The sequence below is a fragment of the Streptomyces sp. NPDC046862 genome (assembly GCF_040704615.1).
GTDB lineage: Bacteria > Actinomycetota > Actinomycetes > Streptomycetales > Streptomycetaceae > Streptomyces.
This window is the reverse complement of record NZ_JBEYXP010000012.1, coordinates 219,057-237,479: the sequence shown is the minus strand read 5'-3', so window position 1 is coordinate 237,479 and position 18,423 is coordinate 219,057. Positions and strand designations below refer to the sequence as shown.

26 protein-coding genes and 1 pseudogene are annotated in these 18,423 nt (G+C 68.7%); 2 read left to right on the top strand and 25 right to left on the bottom strand.

All coding sequences use genetic code 11. The features are described 5' to 3' along the window. Positions 1 to 92 precede the first annotated feature (92 nt). The 25 genes and pseudogenes from AB0959_RS16360 to rpsJ all read right to left on the bottom strand — a co-directional run. Positions 93 to 188: pseudogene (locus AB0959_RS16360) on the bottom strand (type I methionyl aminopeptidase); the annotation flags it as partial. Positions 189 to 292: 104 nt separating this feature from the next. Then, positions 293 to 1,129 (bottom strand): type I methionyl aminopeptidase, encoded by an 837-nt coding sequence (gene map, locus AB0959_RS16355; RefSeq protein WP_366827057.1) that lies wholly within the window; start codon positions 1,127 to 1,129, stop codon positions 293 to 295. Between the two features lie 133 nt (positions 1,130 to 1,262). Further along, positions 1,263 to 1,925, bottom strand: coding sequence for an adenylate kinase (locus AB0959_RS16350; protein ID WP_366827055.1), 663 nt, complete (start codon positions 1,923 to 1,925; stop codon positions 1,263 to 1,265). After that, entirely contained in the window at positions 1,925 to 3,238 is a 1,314-nt protein-coding gene (gene secY / locus AB0959_RS16345; RefSeq protein WP_366827054.1) for a preprotein translocase subunit SecY, read from the bottom strand. Before secY ends, AB0959_RS16350 begins: the two co-directional genes overlap by 1 nt. A gap of 236 nt (positions 3,239 to 3,474) precedes the next feature. Then, positions 3,475 to 3,930: a 50S ribosomal protein L15 gene (rplO, locus tag AB0959_RS16340; protein WP_366827053.1), complete on the bottom strand. Its 456-nt coding sequence runs from the start codon at positions 3,928 to 3,930 to the stop codon at positions 3,475 to 3,477. Between the two features lie 2 nt (positions 3,931 to 3,932). Continuing rightward, positions 3,933 to 4,115, bottom strand: coding sequence for a 50S ribosomal protein L30 (gene rpmD, locus AB0959_RS16335; protein ID WP_129307387.1), 183 nt, complete (start codon positions 4,113 to 4,115; stop codon positions 3,933 to 3,935). Positions 4,116 to 4,117: 2 nt separating this feature from the next. After that, positions 4,118 to 4,723 carry a 30S ribosomal protein S5 gene (rpsE, locus tag AB0959_RS16330; protein WP_164332815.1) on the bottom strand — a complete coding sequence of 202 codons (606 nt, stop codon included), beginning with the start codon at positions 4,721 to 4,723 and terminating at the stop codon, positions 4,118 to 4,120. 41 nt (positions 4,724 to 4,764) lie between these two features. Further along, the gene (gene rplR / locus AB0959_RS16325; protein WP_366827052.1) at positions 4,765 to 5,145 is read right to left on the bottom strand and encodes a 50S ribosomal protein L18; all 381 of its coding nucleotides are present in this window, start codon (positions 5,143 to 5,145) and stop codon (positions 4,765 to 4,767) included. A gap of 3 nt (positions 5,146 to 5,148) precedes the next feature. Beyond that, on the bottom strand, positions 5,149 to 5,688 hold the full coding sequence (gene rplF, locus AB0959_RS16320) for a 50S ribosomal protein L6 (RefSeq protein ID WP_366827051.1): 540 nt from the start codon (positions 5,686 to 5,688) through the stop codon (positions 5,149 to 5,151). Between the two features lie 24 nt (positions 5,689 to 5,712). Continuing rightward, on the bottom strand, positions 5,713 to 6,111 hold the full coding sequence (gene rpsH / locus AB0959_RS16315) for a 30S ribosomal protein S8 (protein WP_013001411.1): 399 nt from the start codon (positions 6,109 to 6,111) through the stop codon (positions 5,713 to 5,715). A gap of 211 nt (positions 6,112 to 6,322) precedes the next feature. After that, positions 6,323 to 6,508, bottom strand: a complete 186-nt coding sequence (locus tag AB0959_RS16310) for a type Z 30S ribosomal protein S14 (RefSeq protein WP_003948630.1) — start codon at positions 6,506 to 6,508, stop codon at positions 6,323 to 6,325. Between the two features lie 5 nt (positions 6,509 to 6,513). Further along, positions 6,514 to 7,071, bottom strand: a complete 558-nt coding sequence (gene rplE / locus AB0959_RS16305; RefSeq protein WP_020135807.1) for a 50S ribosomal protein L5 — start codon at positions 7,069 to 7,071, stop codon at positions 6,514 to 6,516. Further along, positions 7,071 to 7,394: a 50S ribosomal protein L24 gene (rplX, locus tag AB0959_RS16300; RefSeq protein ID WP_366827050.1), complete on the bottom strand. Its 324-nt coding sequence runs from the start codon at positions 7,392 to 7,394 to the stop codon at positions 7,071 to 7,073. The genes rplE and rplX overlap by 1 nt, the downstream gene beginning before the upstream one ends. Positions 7,395 to 7,396: 2 nt before the next feature. Then, positions 7,397 to 7,765 (bottom strand): 50S ribosomal protein L14, encoded by a 369-nt coding sequence (gene rplN, locus AB0959_RS16295; RefSeq protein WP_003998823.1) that lies wholly within the window; start codon positions 7,763 to 7,765, stop codon positions 7,397 to 7,399. Between the two features lie 107 nt (positions 7,766 to 7,872). Next, the gene (gene rpsQ / locus AB0959_RS16290) at positions 7,873 to 8,160 is read right to left on the bottom strand and encodes a 30S ribosomal protein S17 (RefSeq protein WP_007384073.1); all 288 of its coding nucleotides are present in this window, start codon (positions 8,158 to 8,160) and stop codon (positions 7,873 to 7,875) included. After that, complete coding sequence (gene rpmC / locus AB0959_RS16285; protein WP_003974259.1) at positions 8,160 to 8,384, bottom strand: 50S ribosomal protein L29; 225 nt, start codon at positions 8,382 to 8,384, stop codon at positions 8,160 to 8,162. Before rpmC ends, rpsQ begins: the two co-directional genes overlap by 1 nt. Further along, complete coding sequence (rplP, locus tag AB0959_RS16280; RefSeq protein ID WP_366827049.1) at positions 8,384 to 8,803, bottom strand: 50S ribosomal protein L16; 420 nt, start codon at positions 8,801 to 8,803, stop codon at positions 8,384 to 8,386. The genes rpmC and rplP overlap by 1 nt, the downstream gene beginning before the upstream one ends. Positions 8,804 to 8,808: 5 nt before the next feature. Next, positions 8,809 to 9,636: a 30S ribosomal protein S3 gene (gene rpsC, locus AB0959_RS16275; RefSeq protein WP_030860973.1), complete on the bottom strand. Its 828-nt coding sequence runs from the start codon at positions 9,634 to 9,636 to the stop codon at positions 8,809 to 8,811. Beyond that, a complete protein-coding gene (rplV, locus tag AB0959_RS16270) occupies positions 9,636 to 9,983 on the bottom strand; it encodes a 50S ribosomal protein L22 (RefSeq protein WP_026290933.1) in 348 nt (115 codons plus the stop codon). Before rplV ends, rpsC begins: the two co-directional genes overlap by 1 nt. Before the next feature lie 42 nt (positions 9,984 to 10,025). Continuing rightward, entirely contained in the window at positions 10,026 to 10,307 is a 282-nt protein-coding gene (rpsS, locus tag AB0959_RS16265; RefSeq protein WP_003992359.1) for a 30S ribosomal protein S19, read from the bottom strand. A gap of 12 nt (positions 10,308 to 10,319) precedes the next feature. Further along, positions 10,320 to 11,156: a 50S ribosomal protein L2 gene (gene rplB, locus AB0959_RS16260; RefSeq protein ID WP_030788280.1), complete on the bottom strand. Its 837-nt coding sequence runs from the start codon at positions 11,154 to 11,156 to the stop codon at positions 10,320 to 10,322. Between the two features lie 40 nt (positions 11,157 to 11,196). Continuing rightward, the gene (gene rplW / locus AB0959_RS16255; protein ID WP_366827048.1) at positions 11,197 to 11,616 is read right to left on the bottom strand and encodes a 50S ribosomal protein L23; all 420 of its coding nucleotides are present in this window, start codon (positions 11,614 to 11,616) and stop codon (positions 11,197 to 11,199) included. Then, complete coding sequence (rplD, locus tag AB0959_RS16250; RefSeq protein WP_366827047.1) at positions 11,616 to 12,275, bottom strand: 50S ribosomal protein L4; 660 nt, start codon at positions 12,273 to 12,275, stop codon at positions 11,616 to 11,618. Before rplD ends, rplW begins: the two co-directional genes overlap by 1 nt. Positions 12,276 to 12,283: 8 nt before the next feature. Next, positions 12,284 to 12,928: a 50S ribosomal protein L3 gene (gene rplC, locus AB0959_RS16245; protein WP_366827046.1), complete on the bottom strand. Its 645-nt coding sequence runs from the start codon at positions 12,926 to 12,928 to the stop codon at positions 12,284 to 12,286. 17 nt (positions 12,929 to 12,945) lie between these two features. After that, the gene (rpsJ, locus tag AB0959_RS16240; RefSeq protein WP_003948644.1) at positions 12,946 to 13,254 is read right to left on the bottom strand and encodes a 30S ribosomal protein S10; all 309 of its coding nucleotides are present in this window, start codon (positions 13,252 to 13,254) and stop codon (positions 12,946 to 12,948) included. Between the two features lie 552 nt (positions 13,255 to 13,806). Here rpsJ and AB0959_RS16235 point away from each other — a divergent pair. Both AB0959_RS16235 and AB0959_RS16230 read left to right on the top strand, forming a co-directional pair. Continuing rightward, complete coding sequence (locus AB0959_RS16235) at positions 13,807 to 15,486, top strand: RNA ligase family protein (protein ID WP_366827045.1); 1,680 nt, start codon at positions 13,807 to 13,809, stop codon at positions 15,484 to 15,486. A gap of 3 nt (positions 15,487 to 15,489) precedes the next feature. Next, on the top strand, positions 15,490 to 18,321 hold the full coding sequence (locus tag AB0959_RS16230; RefSeq protein WP_366827044.1) for a poly(A) polymerase: 2,832 nt from the start codon (positions 15,490 to 15,492) through the stop codon (positions 18,319 to 18,321). Positions 18,322 to 18,423 lie beyond the last annotated feature (102 nt).

Genomic DNA, 18,423 nt, shown 5'->3' with positions numbered 1-18,423 from the left:
GCCGCTCTCTCGGGCGCTCGGCGCCGGGGCGCCTCCCTGGCTTCGAGCGGCTGCGCCGGCCTCCGACCGACGGCACCTGGGCCCGAGCCCGCTCAACCCAGCGGATCAGGCGCCGCGACAATCCCGTACTCCGCCAGCTTCGCCCTGCCCCCGTCAGGCGCCGTCAGGACGAGCGGGCCGGCCTCCGACCGATTCCCACCGCCGCTCTCTCGGGCGCTCGGCGCCGGGGCGCCTCCCTGGCTTCGAGCGGCTGCGCCGGCCTCCGACCGACGGCACCTGGGCCCGAGCCCGCTCAATCCAGCGGATCAGGCGCCGCGACGATCCCGTACTCCGCCAGCTTCGCCTTGCCCCCGTCAGGCGCCGTCAGGACGAGCGGCCCCGCCTCCGTCAGCGCCACCGAGTGCTCCCAGTGCGACGACCACGTACCGTCCGTCGTGATGACCGTCCAGTCATCCTCGAGGACCTTCGTCTTCGGCGTCCCCAGCGACACCATGGGCTCGATCGCGAGGCAGAACCCCGGCACCAGCTTCGGCCCCTTGCCCCGCCGCCGGTCGACGTAGTTCAGCAGGTGGGGATCCATGTGCATCTCGGTGCCGATCCCGTGGCCGCCGTAGTCCTCGACGATCCCGTACTTGCCCCCGCCCGGCTTCGGCTGGCGGCGGATGTACGTCTCGATCGCCTTGGAGACGTCCAGGAGCCGGTTCCCCTGCTTCATCGCCGCGATGCCCGCCCACATCGACTCCTCGGTCACCCGCGACAGCTCGACGAGCTCCGGAGCGTGACCGGAGCCCACGAAGGCGGTGAAGGCCGCGTCCCCGTGCCAGCCGTCCACGATCGCCCCGGCGTCGATCGAGATGATGTCCCCGTCCTTCAGGACGACCTCGTCGCTCGGGATCCCGTGGACGACGACCTCGTTCACGGACGTGCAGATGGTCGCCGGGAAGCCGCCGTACCCCAGGAAGTTCGACTTGGCCCCGTTCTCCGCGATCACCTTGCGGGCCACCTCGTCGATGTCCTTGGTGGTGGCACCCGGCACGGCCGCCTCACGGGTGGCCGCGTGGATGGCGGCGACGACCAGCCCCGCCTCGCGCATCTTGGCGATCTGCTCGGGGGTCTTGATCTGCACCATGAGGACTACGGCCTTTCTGGACCGGAAAAACACGGACCCTTCAACGATACGGGTGACGACACACTCGGCTTCCGCCCGCACCCACACTTCGGCCGCGGCCCCCCGCAGGGGAACCGCGGCCGGTGTCACGCGCTTACTTGCCGTCGTCCTTGCGCTTCAGCGCTTCCATCGCCCGCTCGGTGACCTCTTCCACCTTGCCGAGCGCGGAGATCGTCACCACGAGGCCCTGGGCCTTGTAGTAGTCGATGATCGGCTCGGTCTGCGTGTGGTAGACCTCCAGCCGCTTGCGCACGGTCTCCTCGGAGTCGTCGTCGCGCTGGTACAGCTCCCCGCCGCACACGTCGCAGACGCCCTCCTGCTTCGCCGGCTTGTACGACACGTGGAACACGTGCGCCGAGTCGTTGCGGCAGATACGGCGGCCGGCGATCCGCTTGACGACCTCGTCCTCGGGGACCTCCAGGTCCAGCACCGCGTCCAGCTTCATGCTCTCGGTCGTCAGCGTCTCGTCGAGCGCCTCGGCCTGCGACACGTTCCGCGGGAAGCCGTCGAGCAGGAAGCCGCCCACCGCGTCCGGCTGCTCCATGCGGTCCTTGGCCATCGCGATCGTGACCTCGTCCGGCACCAGGTCGCCCTTGTCCATGTAGGACTTCGCGAGCTTGCCGAGCTCCGTCTGCCGGCTGATGTTCGCACGGAAGAGGTCGCCCGTGGAGATGTGCGGGATCGACAGGTTCTTGGCAAGGAACGCGGCCTGCGTTCCCTTGCCCGCACCGGGCGGCCCGACGAGGACGATTCGCATCAGCGGAGGAACCCTTCGTAATTGCGCTGCTGAAGCTGGCTCTCGATCTGCTTCACCGTCTCCAGACCCACACCCACGATGATCAGGATGCTGGTTCCGCCGAACGGGAAGTTCTGGTTTGCCCCGAAACCAGCCAACGCCATCGTTGGGACGAGAGCGATCAGCCCCAGATACAGCGAGCCCGGCCAGGTGATCCGGTTGAGCACGTACGAAAGGTACTCAGCGGTCGGCCGACCAGCCCGGATACCCGGGATGAAGCCACCATACTTCTTCATGTTGTCCGCGACTTCCTCGGGGTTGAACGAGATGGCCACGTAGAAGAAGGCGAAGAAGACGATCAGGAAGAAGTAGAGAGTGATGTGCGCGGGCGCCGCCGTGTCCGCCAGGTTCTGCTGGATCCAGGTCGCCCAACCCGCCTTGGAATTGGAGAACTGGACGATCAGCGCGGGAATGTAGAGCAGCGACGAGGCGAAGATGACGGGGATCACACCCGCCTGGTTCACCTTCAGCGGGATGTACGTCGAGGTGCCGCCGTAGGAGCGGCGGCCGATCATGCGCTTCGCGTACTGCACCGGGATGCGGCGCTGGGCCTGCTCGACGAAGACCACGAGCGCGACCATGACCAGGCCGACCGCGATGACGGTGCCGAACTCGATCCAGCCGTCCGCCAGGTTGCCCTGCTTCTTGATGGCCCACAGCGCGGACGGGAAGGTGGCGGCGATCGAGATGAACATCAGGATCGACATGCCGTTGCCGATGCCGCGGTCGGTGATGAGCTCACCGAGCCACATGACGACGGCCGTACCGGCGGTCATCGTGATCACCATGGTGATCGTGCTGAAGATCGAGCGGTCCGGGACGATGGAGCTCGCCAGGGAGCAGTTGGAGAACAGCGAGCCGCTGCGGGCGGTGGCCACCAGGCCCGTGCCCTGGAGGATCGCCAGGGCGACCGTCAGATAACGCGTGTACTGCGTGATCTTCGCCGTACCGGCCTGGCCCTCCTTCTTCAGGGCTTCCAGGCGCGGGATCACGACGGTCAGCAGCTGCAGAATGATGCTCGCCGTGATGTACGGCATGATGCCCAGCGCGAAGATCGTGATCTGGAGCAGCGCGCCACCACTGAACATGTTGACCAGACCGAACAGGCCCTGGTTGGCGTTCGCCTGATCGATGCAGAACTGGACGGCCGTGTAGTCGACGCCCGGGATCGGGATGTGCGTACCGACCCGGTAGACCACGATGATGCCGAGCGTGAAGAGCAGCTTCTTGCGCAGGTCGGGCGTCTTGAACGCCCGGGCGAACGCGGTGAGCACGGTGCCTCCTGCGACCCCCGCGCTACTGCGTCAAGGGTGACGGTCTTGAGGTTCGACGAATACGTAACGGTCAACTGCCGCTCAGAGTGCCTCATGTGAAGCATCCTGTGAAAGTTGGCAGTGCTGGCCACCTTACCGGCGAGACTGCCCCCTCGGAACGACCAACCGGGGATACCCCGATTTGTGGGGTATCCCCGGTGGGATCGTTCAGGTCATCAAGACGCCTGCCGTGATGGTCAGACGAGCTCGGTGACGGTACCGCCGGCGGCGGTGATCTTCTCCTTGGCGGAGCCGGAGACGGCGTCGACCGTCACCTGCAGCGCCACGGAGACCTCGCCCTGGCCGAGGACCTTGACAAGGCTGTTCTTGCGGACGGCACCCTTGGCGACCAGGTCGGCAACGGTGACCTCCCCACCCTCGGGGTAGAGGGCGACGAGCTTGTCCAGGTTCACGACCTGGAACTCCGTCTTGAACGGGTTCTTGAAGCCCTTCAGCTTCGGGAGGCGCATGTGGAGGGGCATCTGGCCACCCTCGAAGCGCTCCGGAACCTGGTAGCGGGCCTTGGTGCCCTTGGTACCACGACCGGCCGTCTTACCCTTCGACGCCTCACCACGACCGACACGGGTCTTGGCGGTCTTGGCGCCCGGGGCCGGACGGAGGTTGTGGATCTTGAGCGGGTTGTTCTCCGCCATGATCAGTCGACCTCCTCGACCGTCACGAGGTGACGGACATGGCGAACCATGCCGCGGAACTCGGGGCGGTCCTCCTTGACGACCTGCGTGTTGATGCCCTTGAGACCAAGGGAACGCAGGGTGTCACGGTGGTTCTGCTTGCTGCCGATGTAGGACTTGACCTGCGTAATCTTGAGCTGCGCCATGATTACGCACCCGCCCCGGCACGCGCACGGAGAAGAGCCGCGGGGGCGACGTCCTCGAGGGGCAGACCGCGGCGGGCCGCGATCTCCTCGGGACGCTGCAGACCCCTCAGGGCCTCCACGGTCGCGTGCACGATGTTGATCGCGTTGTCGGAGCCGAGCGACTTCGACAGCACGTCGTGGATACCGGCGCACTCGAGCACGGCACGCACCGGGCCACCGGCGATAACACCGGTACCGGGGGACGCGGGCTTGAGCAGGACGACGCCGGCAGCCTTCTCACCCTGGATGGGGTGCGGGATGGTGCCCTGGATCCGGGGGACCTTGAAGAAGTGCTTCTTGGCCTCCTCAACGCCCTTGGCGATGGCGGCCGGCACCTCCTTGGCCTTGCCGTAACCGACACCCACGGTGCCGTCACCGTCGCCCACCACGACCAGCGCGGTGAAGCTGAAGCGACGACCACCCTTCACAACCTTGGCGACGCGGTTGATCGCGACGACGCGCTCAACGTACGCGGTCTTCTCGGCGGCAGCAGCGCCGCCGTCACGGCCCTTCCGGTCCCGCCGCTCGCCGCCACCGGCACCGCCACCGCGGCGCTGGGGTCCAGCCATTGGAATTACCTCTCTCTGTTTCCGCTAGCTACGGAAGCGGCTCAGAACTTGAGCCCGGCTTCGCGGGCGGCGTCGGCGAGAGCCGCGATGCGACCCGCGTACCGGTTGCCACCACGGTCGAACACGACGACCTCGACGCCCGCGGCCTTGGCGCGCTCGGCGACCAGGGCGCCGACCTTGCCGGCCTGCGCGGACTTCTCGCCCTCGCCACGGATCGACGTGTCCAGGGTCGACGCCGACGCCAGGGTGTGACCCTTGATGTCGTCGATGACCTGGGCCACGATGTGGCGGTTCGAGCGCGTCACGACAAGGCGGGGACGCTCGGCCGTACCGTTGACCTTCTTACGGATCCGGGTGTGGCGGCGCTTGATCGCGGCGCGCTTGTAGGCGTCACCCTTGGCGATCTTCGTACCGTATGCCATGGCTTACTTACCCGCCTTTCCGACCTTGCGGCGGATGACTTCGCCCTCGTACTTGACGCCCTTGGCCTTGTACGGGTCGGGCTTGCGGAGCTTGCGGATGTTCGCCGCGACCTCGCCGACCTTCTGCTTGTCGATGCCCTCGACCGAGAAGCGGGTCGGGTTCTCGACCTTGAAGGTGATGCCTTCAGGGGCCTCGACGGTGATCGAGTGGCTGTAGCCGAGCGCGAACTCGAGGTTCGAGCCCTTGGCCGCGACGCGGTAACCGACACCGCTGATTTCGAGCTTCTTCACGTAACCCTGGGTCACGCCGGTGATCATGTTCGCCACCAGCGTGCGGGACAGGCCGTGCAGGGCCTTGTTCTGACGCTCGTCGTTGGGGCGGGTGACGTTCAGAACGCCGTCCTCACCCTTGGCGATGTCGATCGGCGCGGCAACGGTGTGGGTCAGCGAGCCCTTGGGGCCCTTGACCGAGACCGTACGGCCGTCGATGGTGACGTCCACGCCGGCGGGAACCGTGATGGGGAGCTTGCCAATGCGCGACATAGCTGTTTCCTCCGTTCCCTTCCGCTACCAGACGTAGGCGAGGACTTCCCCACCCACGCCCTTCTTGCCGGCCTGCTTGTCGGTGAGGAGCCCGTGCGACGTGGAGATGATCGCCACGCCGAGGCCGCCCAGCACCTTCGGCAGGGAGGTGGACTTCGCGTACACCCGGAGACCGGGCTTGGAGATCCGCTTGATGCCCGCGATGGAGCGCTCACGGTTGGGGCCGAACTTCAGCTCCAGGACGAGGTTCTTGCCGACCTCGGCGTCCTCGACCTTCCAGCCCGTGATGAAGCCCTCCTGCTGGAGGATCTCCGCGATGTGCGACTTGATCTTCGATGCCGGCATCGTCACGGAGTCGTGGTATGCCGAGTTCGCGTTCCGCAGACGCGTAAGCATGTCTGCGATCGGATCAGTCATGGTCATGAATTGGCCTTCGGCCTCTCTCGCCGGGGTTTCCTGGTGCGCCATCCCTCTCCCCGATCCGAGACGGGACGGGTGCGGCGCGGTGGACCTACGGCGTAGTAAGTCGTATGGGCGTCAGGCGCCCAACCCTCCAAGCCTAAGCCATGGGGAGGTGGGCACCTGACACTGCCCTTTACTTACCGAGAGCTTCCGGAACCCCTGAAAACAGGGACTACCAGGAGCTCTTGGTCACGCCCGGCAGCTCGCCACGGTGAGCCATCTCACGAAGGCACACGCGGCACAGGCCGAACTTGCGGTACACGGAGTGGGGACGGCCGCAGCGCTGGCAGCGCGTGTAGCCACGCACGCCGAACTTGGGCTTGCGAGCAGCCTTCGCGATCAGAGCCTTCTTCGCCATCTCGCTCACGCCTCCTTGAAGGGGAAGCCGAGGTGACGAAGGAGCGCGCGGCCCTCAGCGTCGTTGGTCGCCGTGGTCACCACGGTGATGTCCATGCCCCGGGTACGGTCGATCTTGTCCTGGTCGATCTCGTGGAACATGACCTGCTCGGTGAGACCGAAGGTGTAGTTGCCACGGCCGTCGAACTGCTTGGGGGACAGGCCGCGGAAGTCGCGGATGCGCGGCAGCGCGAGCGACAGGGTGCGGTCCAGGAACTCCCACATGCGGTCGCCACGGAGCGTGACGTGGGCACCGATCGGCTGGCCCTCACGCAGCTTGAACTGCGCGATGGACTTGCGGGCCTTGGTGACGGCCGGCTTCTGACCGGTGATCGTGGTGAGGTCGCGGATGGCGCCCTCGATCAGCTTGGAGTCGCGGGCGGCGTCGCCCACACCCATGTTGACCACGATCTTGACGAGGCCGGGGATCTGCATGACGTTCTCGTACTTGAACTCGTCACGCAGCTTGCCCGCGATCTCCTCGCGGTACTTCGTCTTCAGACGCGGAGTGGTGGTGGTCGCCATCAGATGTCCTCACCCGTCCGCTTGGCAACGCGGATCTTGTTGCCCTCGTCGTCGACGCGGTAACCGACACGCGTGACGACCTTGTTGCCGTCCTTCTCCACGACCAGCTGGACGTTGGAGACGTGGACCGGCGCCTCGGTCGTGACGATGCCACCGGCCTGCGAACCCTTGGCGGTCGGGCCGGCCTTGGTGTGCTTCTTGACCCGGTTGACACCCTCGACCAGGACACGGTCCTCGCGGGGGTAGGCCGCGATGACCTTGCCCTGCTTGCCCTTGTCCTTGCCGGTGATGACCTGGACCAGGTCGCCCTTCTTGATCTTCATGCTTACAGCACCTCCGGAGCCAGCGAGATGATCTTCATGAACTTCTTCTCGCGCAGCTCACGCCCGACCGGGCCGAAGATGCGGGTGCCGCGAGGGTCGCCGTCGTTCTTCAGAATGACGGCGGCGTTCTCGTCGAAGCGGATGTACGAGCCGTCCGGACGGCGGCGCTCCTTGACGGTGCGAACGATGACCGCCTTGACGACGTCACCCTTCTTCACGTTGCCACCGGGGATCGCGTCCTTGACGGTGGCGACGATGACGTCACCGATGCCCGCGTAGCGGCGACCGGAGCCACCGAGCACACGGATGCAAAGGATCTCCTTCGCACCAGTGTTGTCGGCGACACGCAGTCGCGACTCCTGCTGGATCACGTCTATCTCCTGGTTGTCTGCCGGTTCCCGGGGCGGGGCGACACTTGCTCATGTCACCCCGCCCCGAGCCTGGCGGAACGATTCCTAGGGGGTCCCCCTAGGTGGGATTACTTGGCCTTCTCGAGGATCTCGACGACGCGCCAGCGCTTCGTCGCGGACAGCGGCCGGGTCTCCGCGAGGAGGACACGGTCGCCGACACCCGCGGCGTTCTGCTCGTCGTGGGCCTTGAGCTTGTTCGTACGGCGGATGACCTTGCCGTACAGGGCGTGCTTGACGCGGTCCTCGACGGCGACGACGACGGTCTTGTCCATCTTGTCGCTGACGACGAGACCCTCACGGGTCTTGCGGAAGCCGCGGGCCTCTGCAGTCTGCTCAGTCACGTTGCTCTCACTCATCAGGCGCTCTCCACCGTCTCGATGCCCAGCTCGCGCTCACGCATCAGGGTGTAGATCCGCGCGATGTCCTTACGGACGGCCTTGAGCCGACCGTGGTTCTCGAGCTGACCCGTGGCCGCCTGGAAGCGGAGGTTGAACAGCTCTTCCTTGGCCTCGCGGAGCTTCGCGAGAAGCTCCTCGTTGCCCAGCTCGCGCAGCTCGGACGCCTTGGTACCGGCCGACATCACGCTTCACCTGCCTCGCGCTTGACGATCTTGCACTTCATCGGCAGCTTGTGAGCCGCACGGGTCAGGGCCTCGCGCGCGATCTTCTCGTTGGGGTACGACAGCTCGAACATCACACGTCCGGGCTTCACGTTGGCAATCCACCACTCAGGAGAACCCTTACCGGAACCCATGCGGGTCTCGGCGGGCTTCTTGGTGAGGGGGCGGTCCGGGTAGATGTTGATCCAGACCTTGCCGCCACGCTTGATGTGGCGGGTCATCGCGATACGAGCCGCCTCGATCTGGCGGTTCGTCACGTAGGCCGGGGTCAGCGCCTGGATGCCGTACTCGCCGAACGCAACCGTGGTGCCACCCTTGGCAGCGCCGGAGCGCTTCGGGTGGTGCTGCTTGCGGTGCTTGACCCTACGGGGGATCAGCATGACGGTCAGGCCTCCGTTCCGGTGCTCTCAGCCGGAGCGGCGGCGGGAGCGTCGGCCTTGGGGGCCTCGGCTGCCGGAGCCTGCTGCGGCTTGCGACCGCGCCCGCCACGCTCGCCACCGCGGCCACCACGGGCCGGGCGGTCAGCGCCGCCACGGGCCGGGCGGTTACCGGCGCGGGCGGCAGCGTTCTCGGCGCGGACCTCGGCGATGTTCTTGACGTCGCCCTTGTAGATCCAGACCTTCACACCGATGCGGCCGAAGGTCGTCTTGGCCTCGAAGAAGCCGTAGTCCACGTTCGCGCGGAGCGTGTGCAGGGGCACGCGGCCCTCGCGGTAGAACTCCGAGCGGGACATCTCGGCGCCGCCGAGACGGCCACCACACTGGATCTTGATGCCCTTGGCGCCGGCCTTCATCGTGCCCTGCATGCTCTTGCGCATGGCGCGACGGAAGGAGACGCGGGAGGACAGCTGCTCGGCAACGGCCTGGGCAACCAGCTGAGCGTCGGTCTCGGGGCTCTTGACCTCGAGGATGTTCAGCTGGACCTGCTTGCCCGTGAGCTTCTCGAGGTCACCGCGGATGCGGTCGGCCTCGGCGCCACGGCGGCCGATGACGATGCCCGGACGAGCGGTGTGGATGTCCACACGCACGCGGTCACGGGTGCGCTCGATCTCCACCTTCGAGATACCGGCGCGCTCCATGCCGGACGTCATCATCCGACGGATGGCGACGTCTTCCTTGACGTAGTCCTTGTACAGCTTGTCGGCGTACCACCGGGACTTGAAGTCCGTGGTGACACCGAGCCGGAACCCATGCGGGTTAACCTTCTGGCCCATTACCGGGTTCCTTCCTTGCTGCTGACGACCACGGTGATGTGGCTGGTCCGCTTGCGGATCCGGTAGGCACGGCCCTGGGCACGCGGACGGAACCGCTTCAGGGTCGGGCCCTCGTCGACGTACGCCTCGCTGATGACCAGCGAGGAGGCGTCCGGGTGGTCGTAGTTGTGCGCGGCGTTGGCAATGGCGCTGTCCAGCACCTTGCCGACCGGCACAGAGGCAGCCTGCGGAGCGAATCGCAGGACCGCCTGGGCCTCCGTGGCGTCCATGCCACGGATGAGGTCCACCACACGGCGGGCCTTCATGGGCGTGACGCGGATGTACCGCGCCTGGGCCCTGGCTTCCATGGTTGTCCCTTTCAGGTTTTCTTTGTCTGAATGCGATCCGCGTTAGCGGCGCTTCGACTTCCGGTCGTCCTTGACGTGGCCCCGGAAGGTGCGCGTCGGCGAGAACTCGCCGAGCTTGTGGCCGACCATCGACTCGGTGACGAACACCGGGATGTGGGTCTTGCCGTTGTGCACCGCGAGCGTGTGGCCGAGCATGGCCGGCACGATCATGGAGCGACGGGACCAGGTCTTGATGACGTTCTTGGTGCCTGCTTCGTTCTGGGCGTCCACCTTCTTGATCAGGTGGTCGTCGACGAAGGGCCCCTTCTTGAGACTGCGCGGCATCTAAACCCGCTCCTAGCGCTTCTTGTTCGTCTTGCGGCGGCGGACGATGTACTTGTTCGACGCCTTCTTGGGCGAACGAGTACGACCTTCCTTCTGACCCCAGGGGCTGACCGGGTGGCGACCACCGGAGGTCTTGCCCTCACCACCACCGTGGGGGTGGTCAACCGGGTTCATCGCCACACCGCGAACGGTCGGGCGGACGCCCAGCCAGCGCTTGCGGCCGGCCTTGCCCCAGTTGATGTTGCTCTGCTCGGCGTTGCCGACCTCGCCGACCGTGGCGCGGCAGCGCTGGTCGACCAGGCGGATCTCACCGGACGGCATGCGGAGGTGGGCCATCGAGCCCTCCTTCGCGAGCAGCTGCACGGAGGCACCGGCGGAGCGGGCGAACTTGGCACCGCCACCGGGACGGAGCTCGATCGCGTGGATCGTGGTACCGACCGGGATGTTGCGCAGCGCCAGGTTGTTGCCCGGCTTGATGTCGGCCCCGGGACCGTTCTCGACGCGGTCGCCCTGCTGCAGGTTGCGCGGCGCGAGGATGTAGCGCTTCTCGCCGTCGGCGTAGTGCAGCAGCGCGATGCGCGCGGTGCGGTTGGGGTCGTACTCGATGTGCGCGACCTTCGCCGGCACGCCGTCCTTGTCGTGACGACGGAAGTCGATCACGCGGTAGGCGCGCTTGTGGCCACCACCCTGGTGGCGGACGGTCACACGACCGGAGTTGTTACGGCCACCCTTGCTGTGCAGGGGGCGGACCAACGACTTCTCCGGCGTGGACCGCGTGACCTCGACGAAGTCGGCGACGCTGGAGCCACGGCGGCCCGGCGTAGTCGGCTTGTACTTGCGGATTCCCATTTCTCAGTCCTCGTCCGATATCGGACGATCCGGACCGCCCTCAGGCGGTCGGACCGCCGAAGATGTCGATACGGTCGCCCTCGGCGAGGGTCACGATCGCGCGCTTGGTGGACGCGCGCTGGCCGAAGCCGGTGCGGGTCCGCTTGCGCTTGCCCTGGCGGTTGATCGTGTTGACCCCGGTGACCTTGACCGAGAAGACCGCCTGGACGGCCTGCTTGATCTGGGTCTTGTTGGCGTTCGGGTCGACGATGAACGTGTACTTGTTCTCGTCGAGGAGCGCGTAGCTCTTCTCCGACACGACCGGCTTCAGCAGCACGTCACGGGGGTCCGTGTACGCCTTGCTGGGCGCGGTGACGACGGTGTTCTTGCCCTCGGTGGCGTGGCGGCGCGCCTTGGCGACGCGCGCGACCTTGGCGGCCTTGGCCGCCTTCGAGGCGATGGAGGGGTGACGGGTGGCCATCAGACCTCAGTCCCTTCGGTGTCGTTGGCCTTGTTCGGGCCGGCGACGAAGGACTCGAGAGCGGCCTGGGTGAAGACCACGTCGTCCGAGACGATCACGTCGTACGTGTTCAGCTGGCCCGGCTCCAGGATGTGGACCTGGGGCAGGTTGCGGGCGGACAGCCACGCGGCCTCGTCGGCGCGCTCGACGACCAGGAGCAGGTTCTTGCGCTCCGAGATCTTGCCGAACAGGCTCTTGGCGGCCTTCGTGGAGGGGGTCTCGCCCTCGATCACGCCGGTGACGACGTGGATGCGGCTGGCGCGGGCCCGGTCGGTGAGGGCGTGGCGCAGGGCCGCGGCCTTCATCTTCTTCGGGGTGCGCTGCGAGTAGTCGCGCGGCACGGGACCGTGCACGACGCCACCACCGGCGAACTGCGGCGCGCGGGTCGAGCCCTGACGGGCGCGGCCGGTGCCCTTCTGGCGGTAGGGCTTCTTGCCACCGCCGCGGACCTCGCCACGGGTCTTGGTCTTGTGCGTGCCCTGACGGGCAGCGGCGTTCTGCGCGACGACGACCTGGTGGATCAGCGGGATGCTGACCTTCTCCACACCGAAGATCTCCGCGGGGAGCTCGACGGTACCGGCCTTCTCGCCGGCAGGCGAAAGGATGTCAACAGTGCTCATCGGTTACCTCAGGCCCCCTTGGCCGCGGTGCGGACCAGGACGAGGCCGCCGTTCGGACCGGGAACCGCGCCCTTGATGAGCAGCAGACCCTTCTCCGCGTCAACGGCGTGGACGGTCAGGTTCTGGGTGGTGACCCGCTCGTTGCCCATGCGACCCGCCATGCGGAGGCCCTTGAACACGCGGCCCGGGGTGGCGCAGCCACCGATCGAACCGGGGGAGCGGTGCTTGCGCTGGGTGCCGTGTCCGGCGCCGAGGCCACGGAAGTTGTGGCGCTTCATGACACCGGCGAAGCCCTTGCCCTTGCTCTTGCCGGTCACGTCGACCTTGAGGCCGGCCTCGAACACCTCGGCGGTGATCTCCTGGCCGAGGGTGTACTCGCTGGCGTCAGCGGTACGGATCTCGACGAGGTGGCGGCGGGGAGTGACGTCGGCCTTGGCGAAGTGGCCCTTGAGGGGCTTGTTCACCTTGCGCGGGTCGATCTCGCCGAACGCGATCTGGACGGACTCGTAGCCGTCGGCGTCGTTCGTGCGGACCTGGGTGACGACGTTGGGGCCGGCCTTGACGACGGTGACCGGAACAACACGGTTGTTCTCGTCCCACACCTGCGTCATGCCGAGCTTCTCGCCCAGGATGCCCTTGATCTGCTTAGCCATTCTCAGATCACCGGCCCTCAGAGCTTGATCTCGATGTCGACACCGGCCGGGAGGTCGAGTCGCATCAGAGAGTCAACGGTCTTGGGCGTCGGGTCGAGAATGTCGATCAGGCGCTTGTGCGTGCGCATCTCGAAGTGCTCGCGCGAGTCCTTGTACTTGTGCGGCGACTTGATGACGCAGTACACGTTCTTCTCAGTGGGCAGCGGCACCGGGCCCGCGACCGACGCACCAGTGCGAGTCACCGTCTCGACGATCTTCTTCGCCGAGGAGTCGATGACCTCGTGGTCGTAGGCCTTGAGCCGGATGCGGATCTTCTGTCCCGCCATGGCTACTTCGTAGTCCTGTCTCTCTTTACGCTCTGGAACCCGGTGTTCCCTTTGCTTCGTCCGACCCACGCGGTCGGGCGTGTCGCGCTTCCGCTGACACAGATGTCCCTTGTTCGAACATCCCTACCGGGGAAACGCGGCCCTATCAGAACCGCAGGCCGGGAGCAAAGTTGCCCACCGAATGCCTGGCCGGTGCCGCGCCCACACTTCCCGGAAGATTCCCGTACGTCCGTCCCAGCGCTGCCTTACGGCAGTTGGGACGACGAGTACTGTGGGACTCGCTTCCAGTCCTCCCGGCGGGAGGCGCGCAGCATCAACACTCGACCGAGCAACCCCGCTAGTCTGCCATACGGGACGCGGGGCTGGCCAATCGAGCCGTAGAGAGTACCCGGAGAGTGACGAAGGTCAAACCAAGGTTCGGTCGAGTCCCCCTCCCGGACGAGAGCGCACCTGGTCGCGGACCCTCTGGCCACCGCTAATCCGCTGGCCCGCCCCTCCCCCGCGCTCCTACGCTGATCGTGTACGTCGGTTGCCACGGGGGGAACGTTCAGCATGCGTACGCACTACCCACGCACCCGGCATCTTCCCTGGTCGCCCGGCGCGACGGCGGACGATCTCCGCGTCACGGACCTCTCGGGCCTGCGGGGACGCGAGGTCGTCGTCACCGAGAAGCTCGACGGCGAGAACACCACCCTGTACGCCGACGGCCTGCACGCCCGTTCGCTCGACTCGGCCCACCACCCCTCCCGAGCCTGGGTCAAGGCGCTCCAGGGGCGTATCGGTCATGCGATCCCCGAGGGCTGGCGCGTGTGCGGCGAGAACATGTACGCCCGGCATTCGATCGCGTACGAGGACCTGGAGAGCTGGTTCTACGGCTTCTCCGTGTGGGACGCGGACGGCCGCTGCCTGGACTGGGACCGGACGGTCACGTTTCTGCGCGGGCTCGGCGTTCCCGTGCCGGGTGTGCTGTGGCGGGGCCCGTTCGACGAGCGCGCGCTGCGGGCGCTGCGGCTGGACCTCGGGAAGCAGGAGGGGTACGTCGTCCGGGTCGTCGACGCCTTCGACGCGCGGGAGTTCGGGCAGCGGGTCGCCAAGTGGGTGCGGGCCGGGCACGTGCGCACGGACACGCACTGGATGCACGCGGCCGTCGTGGAGAACGGGCTCGGGCCCGGGGCCGCTCTGTGGGCGGTGCGTTCGGGCGCGGCGGTCGACGCGGATGTCCTGCTGGGCGCGGTGGGCCTGGCCGGCGAGGGAGACCCGGAGGCAGCGGCCCGGTTCGATCCGGCGGGGCGGTCCGGGGACGACCGGCTCGCCGGTGTCCTGGCAGCGCTGCTCCACGGGGATCGGCGGGCCCGGATCGCGGCCAGGATCGCCGGGACGGCGGGGATGCCGCTCGCACGCCGGGTCGCGGACCTCGTCGGACTGCACCCGGCACTGCACCGCCCGTATCCGGACGAGGACCGGCGGTCCGGCCTGGTGCGGCTGTCGTACGCCGCCGATCTCGGTCTCCTGCACACGGTGGCCCGGGCCGCGGCGGACACGGACGAGGCACGTGAGCAAGTGGAGTGGTCGGCACTGCACGCCGAGGACGTCATCGGCTGTCTGGAAGAGAGCGGTCTGGACGGCGGCGGGCTGCGCGAGGCCTTCGCCGGTCTGCCGGGCGACGCCGCCGCCCGGTGCCGGGCCGAGGCGCGCGAGGCGTACGCGCGGGGGCGGATCCGCGGTCGCGACGAGGCGGTCGCCGCCACGTGGCGGTGGCGCTCCGGCGCCTTCCCCAAGCTGATCCAGACGGTCGGCCCCGCGGGCAGCGGCAAGAGCACCTTCGCCCGGGGCCTGCCCGGCGTGGACGCGTACATCAGCCTGGACGACCTGCGCGAGGCCCGCGGATCGCGCGCCGACCAGCGGGCGAACAAAGAGGTCCTGCGCGAGGGTCTCGACCGGCTGGACAGGGCCCTGGCCGCCGGAGGGACCGTGGTGTGGGACGCCACGTCCCTCAACAAACAGCAGCGCTCACTCGTCCCCGCGCTCGCCCACCGCCACGACGCCCTGCTCACCCACGCCGTGTTCCTGGTCGACGAGGACGAGCTGGTACGGCGCAACGCCCGCCGCGAGCACCCGGTGCCGCCCGAGGTGCTCACCGCCCAGCTGCGCCGCTTCGGGCCGCCGTACCCGGGCGACGCGCACCGCACCTGGTACATCGGGGCGGGCGGGACCGTCGAGGAGGAGGTCTGAGGGGTGCGCACGAGCGAGGAGATCTATCACCGGGTGCGCTGGGACGCACGCTTCGACCCGGCCCGCTTCGTGCTGGGCGTGCTGCAGCGGGGCGCCGGACCCAAGCGCGTTCCGCTGCCCGCCTTCGTGCCGGGCGGTGAGATCCCGTGGCACCGGGTGCTGTTCTTCGAGGCCGACGGCGAGGTGGTGTGGGACCGGACCACGGGGGTGGACCGGATCGACGCGACGGAGGCCGGGCGGGTGCGGGAGGCACGACGGCTCCGGGCGCCGTTCTTCACGGCCCGTACGCCGCACGCGTGGGACGGCGAGGACTGGCGTCCCGTGCCCCCGCCCCACGCCTCCGTGTCCGGTGTCGGCCCCGGTGCCGGTTCCGGTGATGTGCGGGTGCTGACCTGGAACACCCTGTGGGACCGGTACGACGCCGACCGGATCGACACCGCCCGACGCCGGCCACTGCTCCTGTGGGCCCTGCGGGAGGCCGACGTGGACGTGATCGCGCTGCAGGAGGTCGAGGCCGGGCTGCTGGGCATGCTGCTGAGGGAGCCGTGGGTCCGGGCGGACTGGACGCTGGGCACGGACCCCGGCGGTGGGGACGTGGACGACTGCGGCCTGCTGCTCCTGAGCCGGTTGCCCGTCCGCGAGGCGGCGCACCACGCGCTGGGCCCGCACAAGGCGGTCTCCGCCCTGGTCGTGGAGACGGGCACCGGGTCCCTCGTCGTCGCCGCGACCCACCTCAGCAGCGACCACTCCGAGAACGGCGCCGGCCGGCGCGAGGCCGAGCTCGTCCGTATCGCCGAGGGCCTGGCGGGCCTGGAGGACGACCTGGTCCTGATGGGCGACTTCAACGACGGCGGCGACGCGCCCCAGGTGACCCTCGGTATGCGGGATGCCTGGAGCGAGGCGCACGGAGCCGACGACTCGACGCCGACGTTCGACCCGGGCGCCAACCCGTTGGCCGCGGTCTCCTCCCTGACCGGCCGGGCCTCCCGGCTGGACCGGGTGCTGCTGCGCGCACAGGACCTGCGGGTACGGCGGGCCGAGCTGTACGGCGACAGGCCCTCGGCCGAGGGCCTCCACATCTCCGATCACTACGGGGTGCGGGTCGAGGTGGTGCCGGACTCGGCCGGGCCGGGGGCGGACGACGTCCTCGACGCGCGGCCGACTCCCCGTACGGCCCTCGCGTGGATCCCGCCCCGGGAGCTGTGGCCGTCCGTCCAGGACATCCGCCGGGACCACGACCCGCAGATCCACCGCTGGCCCCCGCACGTGAACCTGCTCTTCGGTTTCGTACCGGAGCACGCGTTCGAGGAGGCGGCGACGGTGCTCGCCACGGCCGCGGCCGCCACGGCTCCCTTCGAGGCCCGGCTGGAGGGCGTGCACTGGTTCGGCCACCGGGACGCGGCCACCGTCTGGCTCGACCCCGCTGCCGACGGCGAGGAGCCGTGGGCCGCCCTGCACCGGACCCTGGTGCGGCGCTTCCCCCGCTGCCGTGGCCGCCACGCGGGCTTCACCCCTCATCTGAGCCTGGGCCGCACCACCGATCCGAACGCCCTGGCCGCCGACTGCGAGGCCCGTCTCGCTCCGATGCCGGTCCGGGTGGGCGAGCTGGCGCTGCTGTCGCGCCGCGGGGACGAGCCGATGCGCGTACGGGCGACGGTGACGCTGGGGACGGGTGAGGTCCGCTGGGCCCAGGACGCCGCTCGGTTCGCGGACGCAGCCGTCCCCGCCGAGAGCGCCACGGCCGAGACCGCCACGGCCGACCGGATCGTCACCCGCGTCTCGGACGCGCTCGCCGACGGCGTCGTCCACCTCGTGGGCTCCCGGCGGATGGGCTGCGCACTGCCAGGGGCGGACGTGGACCTGGTGGCGGCACTGCCGGGCTCGGTCGACCTCACTGCCGTACAGGAGCGACTGGCGTCCGCGCTCCCCGACGCGACCGACGTGTGCGAGGTGGTCGGGGCACGCGTACCCGGCCTGCGGTTGCGGGTCGACGGGCTGGGCGTGGACCTGGCCGTCGTCGCCACCGGCCCGATGGACCCCGCCGACGCGGTGGCCCGCCGGGCCGAGCTGGGAGAGGGAGCCGAGATCGCGCTCAGCGCCGTGAGCGACGCCGACGCGCTCCTCGCCTCGGTCGGCGCCCGCAGACCGGCCTTCGTCAGGCTGGCCGGGCAGGTCAAGACGTGGGCGAAGGCGCGCGGCCTGGACTCGGCCCCGTTCGGCGGGCTGCCGGGCCTGGCCTGGTCCGTCCTGGCGGCCCGTACCGCGAGCGAGGCCGGCGACCTGCCCCCGGCCGATCTCCTCCGGCACTTCTTCGCGACGTGGGCCGCCTGGGACTGGCGCGAACCGGTGGGAGAGCCGGCCGAACCAAGTGCCCGGGCTCTCCCCCTGACGATCACGACGCCCTCCGCCCCGGTGCGCCCCTGCACGGACCAGGTCACGGCGGGCATGCGGGACCTCGTCACCCAAGAGCTCTTCCGGGCCTGGGAGATGCTGGACTCCTCCAGTGGCCCGTTCCCGTGCCCCGAGCTGCTGACCTCTCCCCCGCTCCACCGCCGTCACGCGGCCTGGGCGGTCGTGACGGTGGGCCCAGGCTCGGACGAGGGCCGGGTACGGGGCCGGATGCGGGCCCTGCTGACCGAGCTGTCGGAGATGGCTCCGGCCGCCCACGCCTGGCCGCGCCCCTTCACCACGGACCCGATCCGCTATGCCATCGGCCTGGGCCCCACCCCACCGGCTCCCGACCGCCTCGCGGCCGTCGCCGAACGCCGGCTGCGGGGCCTGCCGGGGGTCACGCTGAGGAGAGCCGAGGGCGGCGAGGTCCCGACCCTGTACTGATCGGCGTGCGGTTTCTACCGCGGGTGCAATCGTGGCTGATCGCGCAGTTCCCCGCGCCCCTTAAAAGCCTGGGGCGCGGGCTCGTACCGATCGGCGTGCCGG

Coding starts and splice junctions, on each gene's coding strand:
- rplF (WP_366827051.1), bottom strand. CDS start 5,688: ATGTCGCGCATTGGCAAGCTCCCCATCACGGTTCCCGCCGGCGTGGAC.
- rpsS (WP_003992359.1), bottom strand. CDS start 10,307: ATGCCGCGCAGTCTCAAGAAGGGGCCCTTCGTCGACGACCACCTGATC.
- rpmC (WP_003974259.1), bottom strand. CDS start 8,384: ATGTCGGCCGGTACCAAGGCGTCCGAGCTGCGCGAGCTGGGCAACGAG.
- rplP (WP_366827049.1), bottom strand. CDS start 8,803: ATGCTGATCCCCCGTAGGGTCAAGCACCGCAAGCAGCACCACCCGAAG.
- rpsE (WP_164332815.1), bottom strand. CDS start 4,723: ATGGCTGGACCCCAGCGCCGCGGTGGCGGTGCCGGTGGCGGCGAGCGG.
- rpmD (WP_129307387.1), bottom strand. CDS start 4,115: ATGGCGCAGCTCAAGATTACGCAGGTCAAGTCCTACATCGGCAGCAAG.
- AB0959_RS16350 (WP_366827055.1), bottom strand. CDS start 1,925: ATGCGAATCGTCCTCGTCGGGCCGCCCGGTGCGGGCAAGGGAACGCAG.
- rplO (WP_366827053.1), bottom strand. CDS start 3,930: ATGGCGGAGAACAACCCGCTCAAGATCCACAACCTCCGTCCGGCCCCG.
- rpsH (WP_013001411.1), bottom strand. CDS start 6,111: ATGACCATGACTGATCCGATCGCAGACATGCTTACGCGTCTGCGGAAC.
- rpsJ (WP_003948644.1), bottom strand. CDS start 13,254: ATGGCGGGACAGAAGATCCGCATCCGGCTCAAGGCCTACGACCACGAG.
- rplV (WP_026290933.1), bottom strand. CDS start 9,983: ATGGAAGCCAGGGCCCAGGCGCGGTACATCCGCGTCACGCCCATGAAG.
- rplB (WP_030788280.1), bottom strand. CDS start 11,156: ATGGGAATCCGCAAGTACAAGCCGACTACGCCGGGCCGCCGTGGCTCC.
- rplD (WP_366827047.1), bottom strand. CDS start 12,275: ATGAGCACTGTTGACATCCTTTCGCCTGCCGGCGAGAAGGCCGGTACC.
- AB0959_RS16235 (WP_366827045.1), top strand. CDS start 13,807: ATGCGTACGCACTACCCACGCACCCGGCATCTTCCCTGGTCGCCCGGC.
- rplE (WP_020135807.1), bottom strand. CDS start 7,071: ATGGCGACCACCACCACTCCGCGTCTGAAGACGAAGTACCGCGAGGAG.
- map (WP_366827057.1), bottom strand. CDS start 1,129: ATGGTGCAGATCAAGACCCCCGAGCAGATCGCCAAGATGCGCGAGGCG.
- rplW (WP_366827048.1), bottom strand. CDS start 11,616: ATGGCCACCCGTCACCCCTCCATCGCCTCGAAGGCGGCCAAGGCCGCC.
- rpsC (WP_030860973.1), bottom strand. CDS start 9,636: ATGGGCCAGAAGGTTAACCCGCATGGGTTCCGGCTCGGTGTCACCACG.
- AB0959_RS16310 (WP_003948630.1), bottom strand. CDS start 6,508: ATGGCGAAGAAGGCTCTGATCGCGAAGGCTGCTCGCAAGCCCAAGTTC.
- rpsQ (WP_007384073.1), bottom strand. CDS start 8,160: ATGAGTGAGAGCAACGTGACTGAGCAGACTGCAGAGGCCCGCGGCTTC.
- rplR (WP_366827052.1), bottom strand. CDS start 5,145: ATGGCATACGGTACGAAGATCGCCAAGGGTGACGCCTACAAGCGCGCC.
- rplC (WP_366827046.1), bottom strand. CDS start 12,928: ATGGCTAAGCAGATCAAGGGCATCCTGGGCGAGAAGCTCGGCATGACG.
- rplX (WP_366827050.1), bottom strand. CDS start 7,394: ATGAAGATCAAGAAGGGCGACCTGGTCCAGGTCATCACCGGCAAGGAC.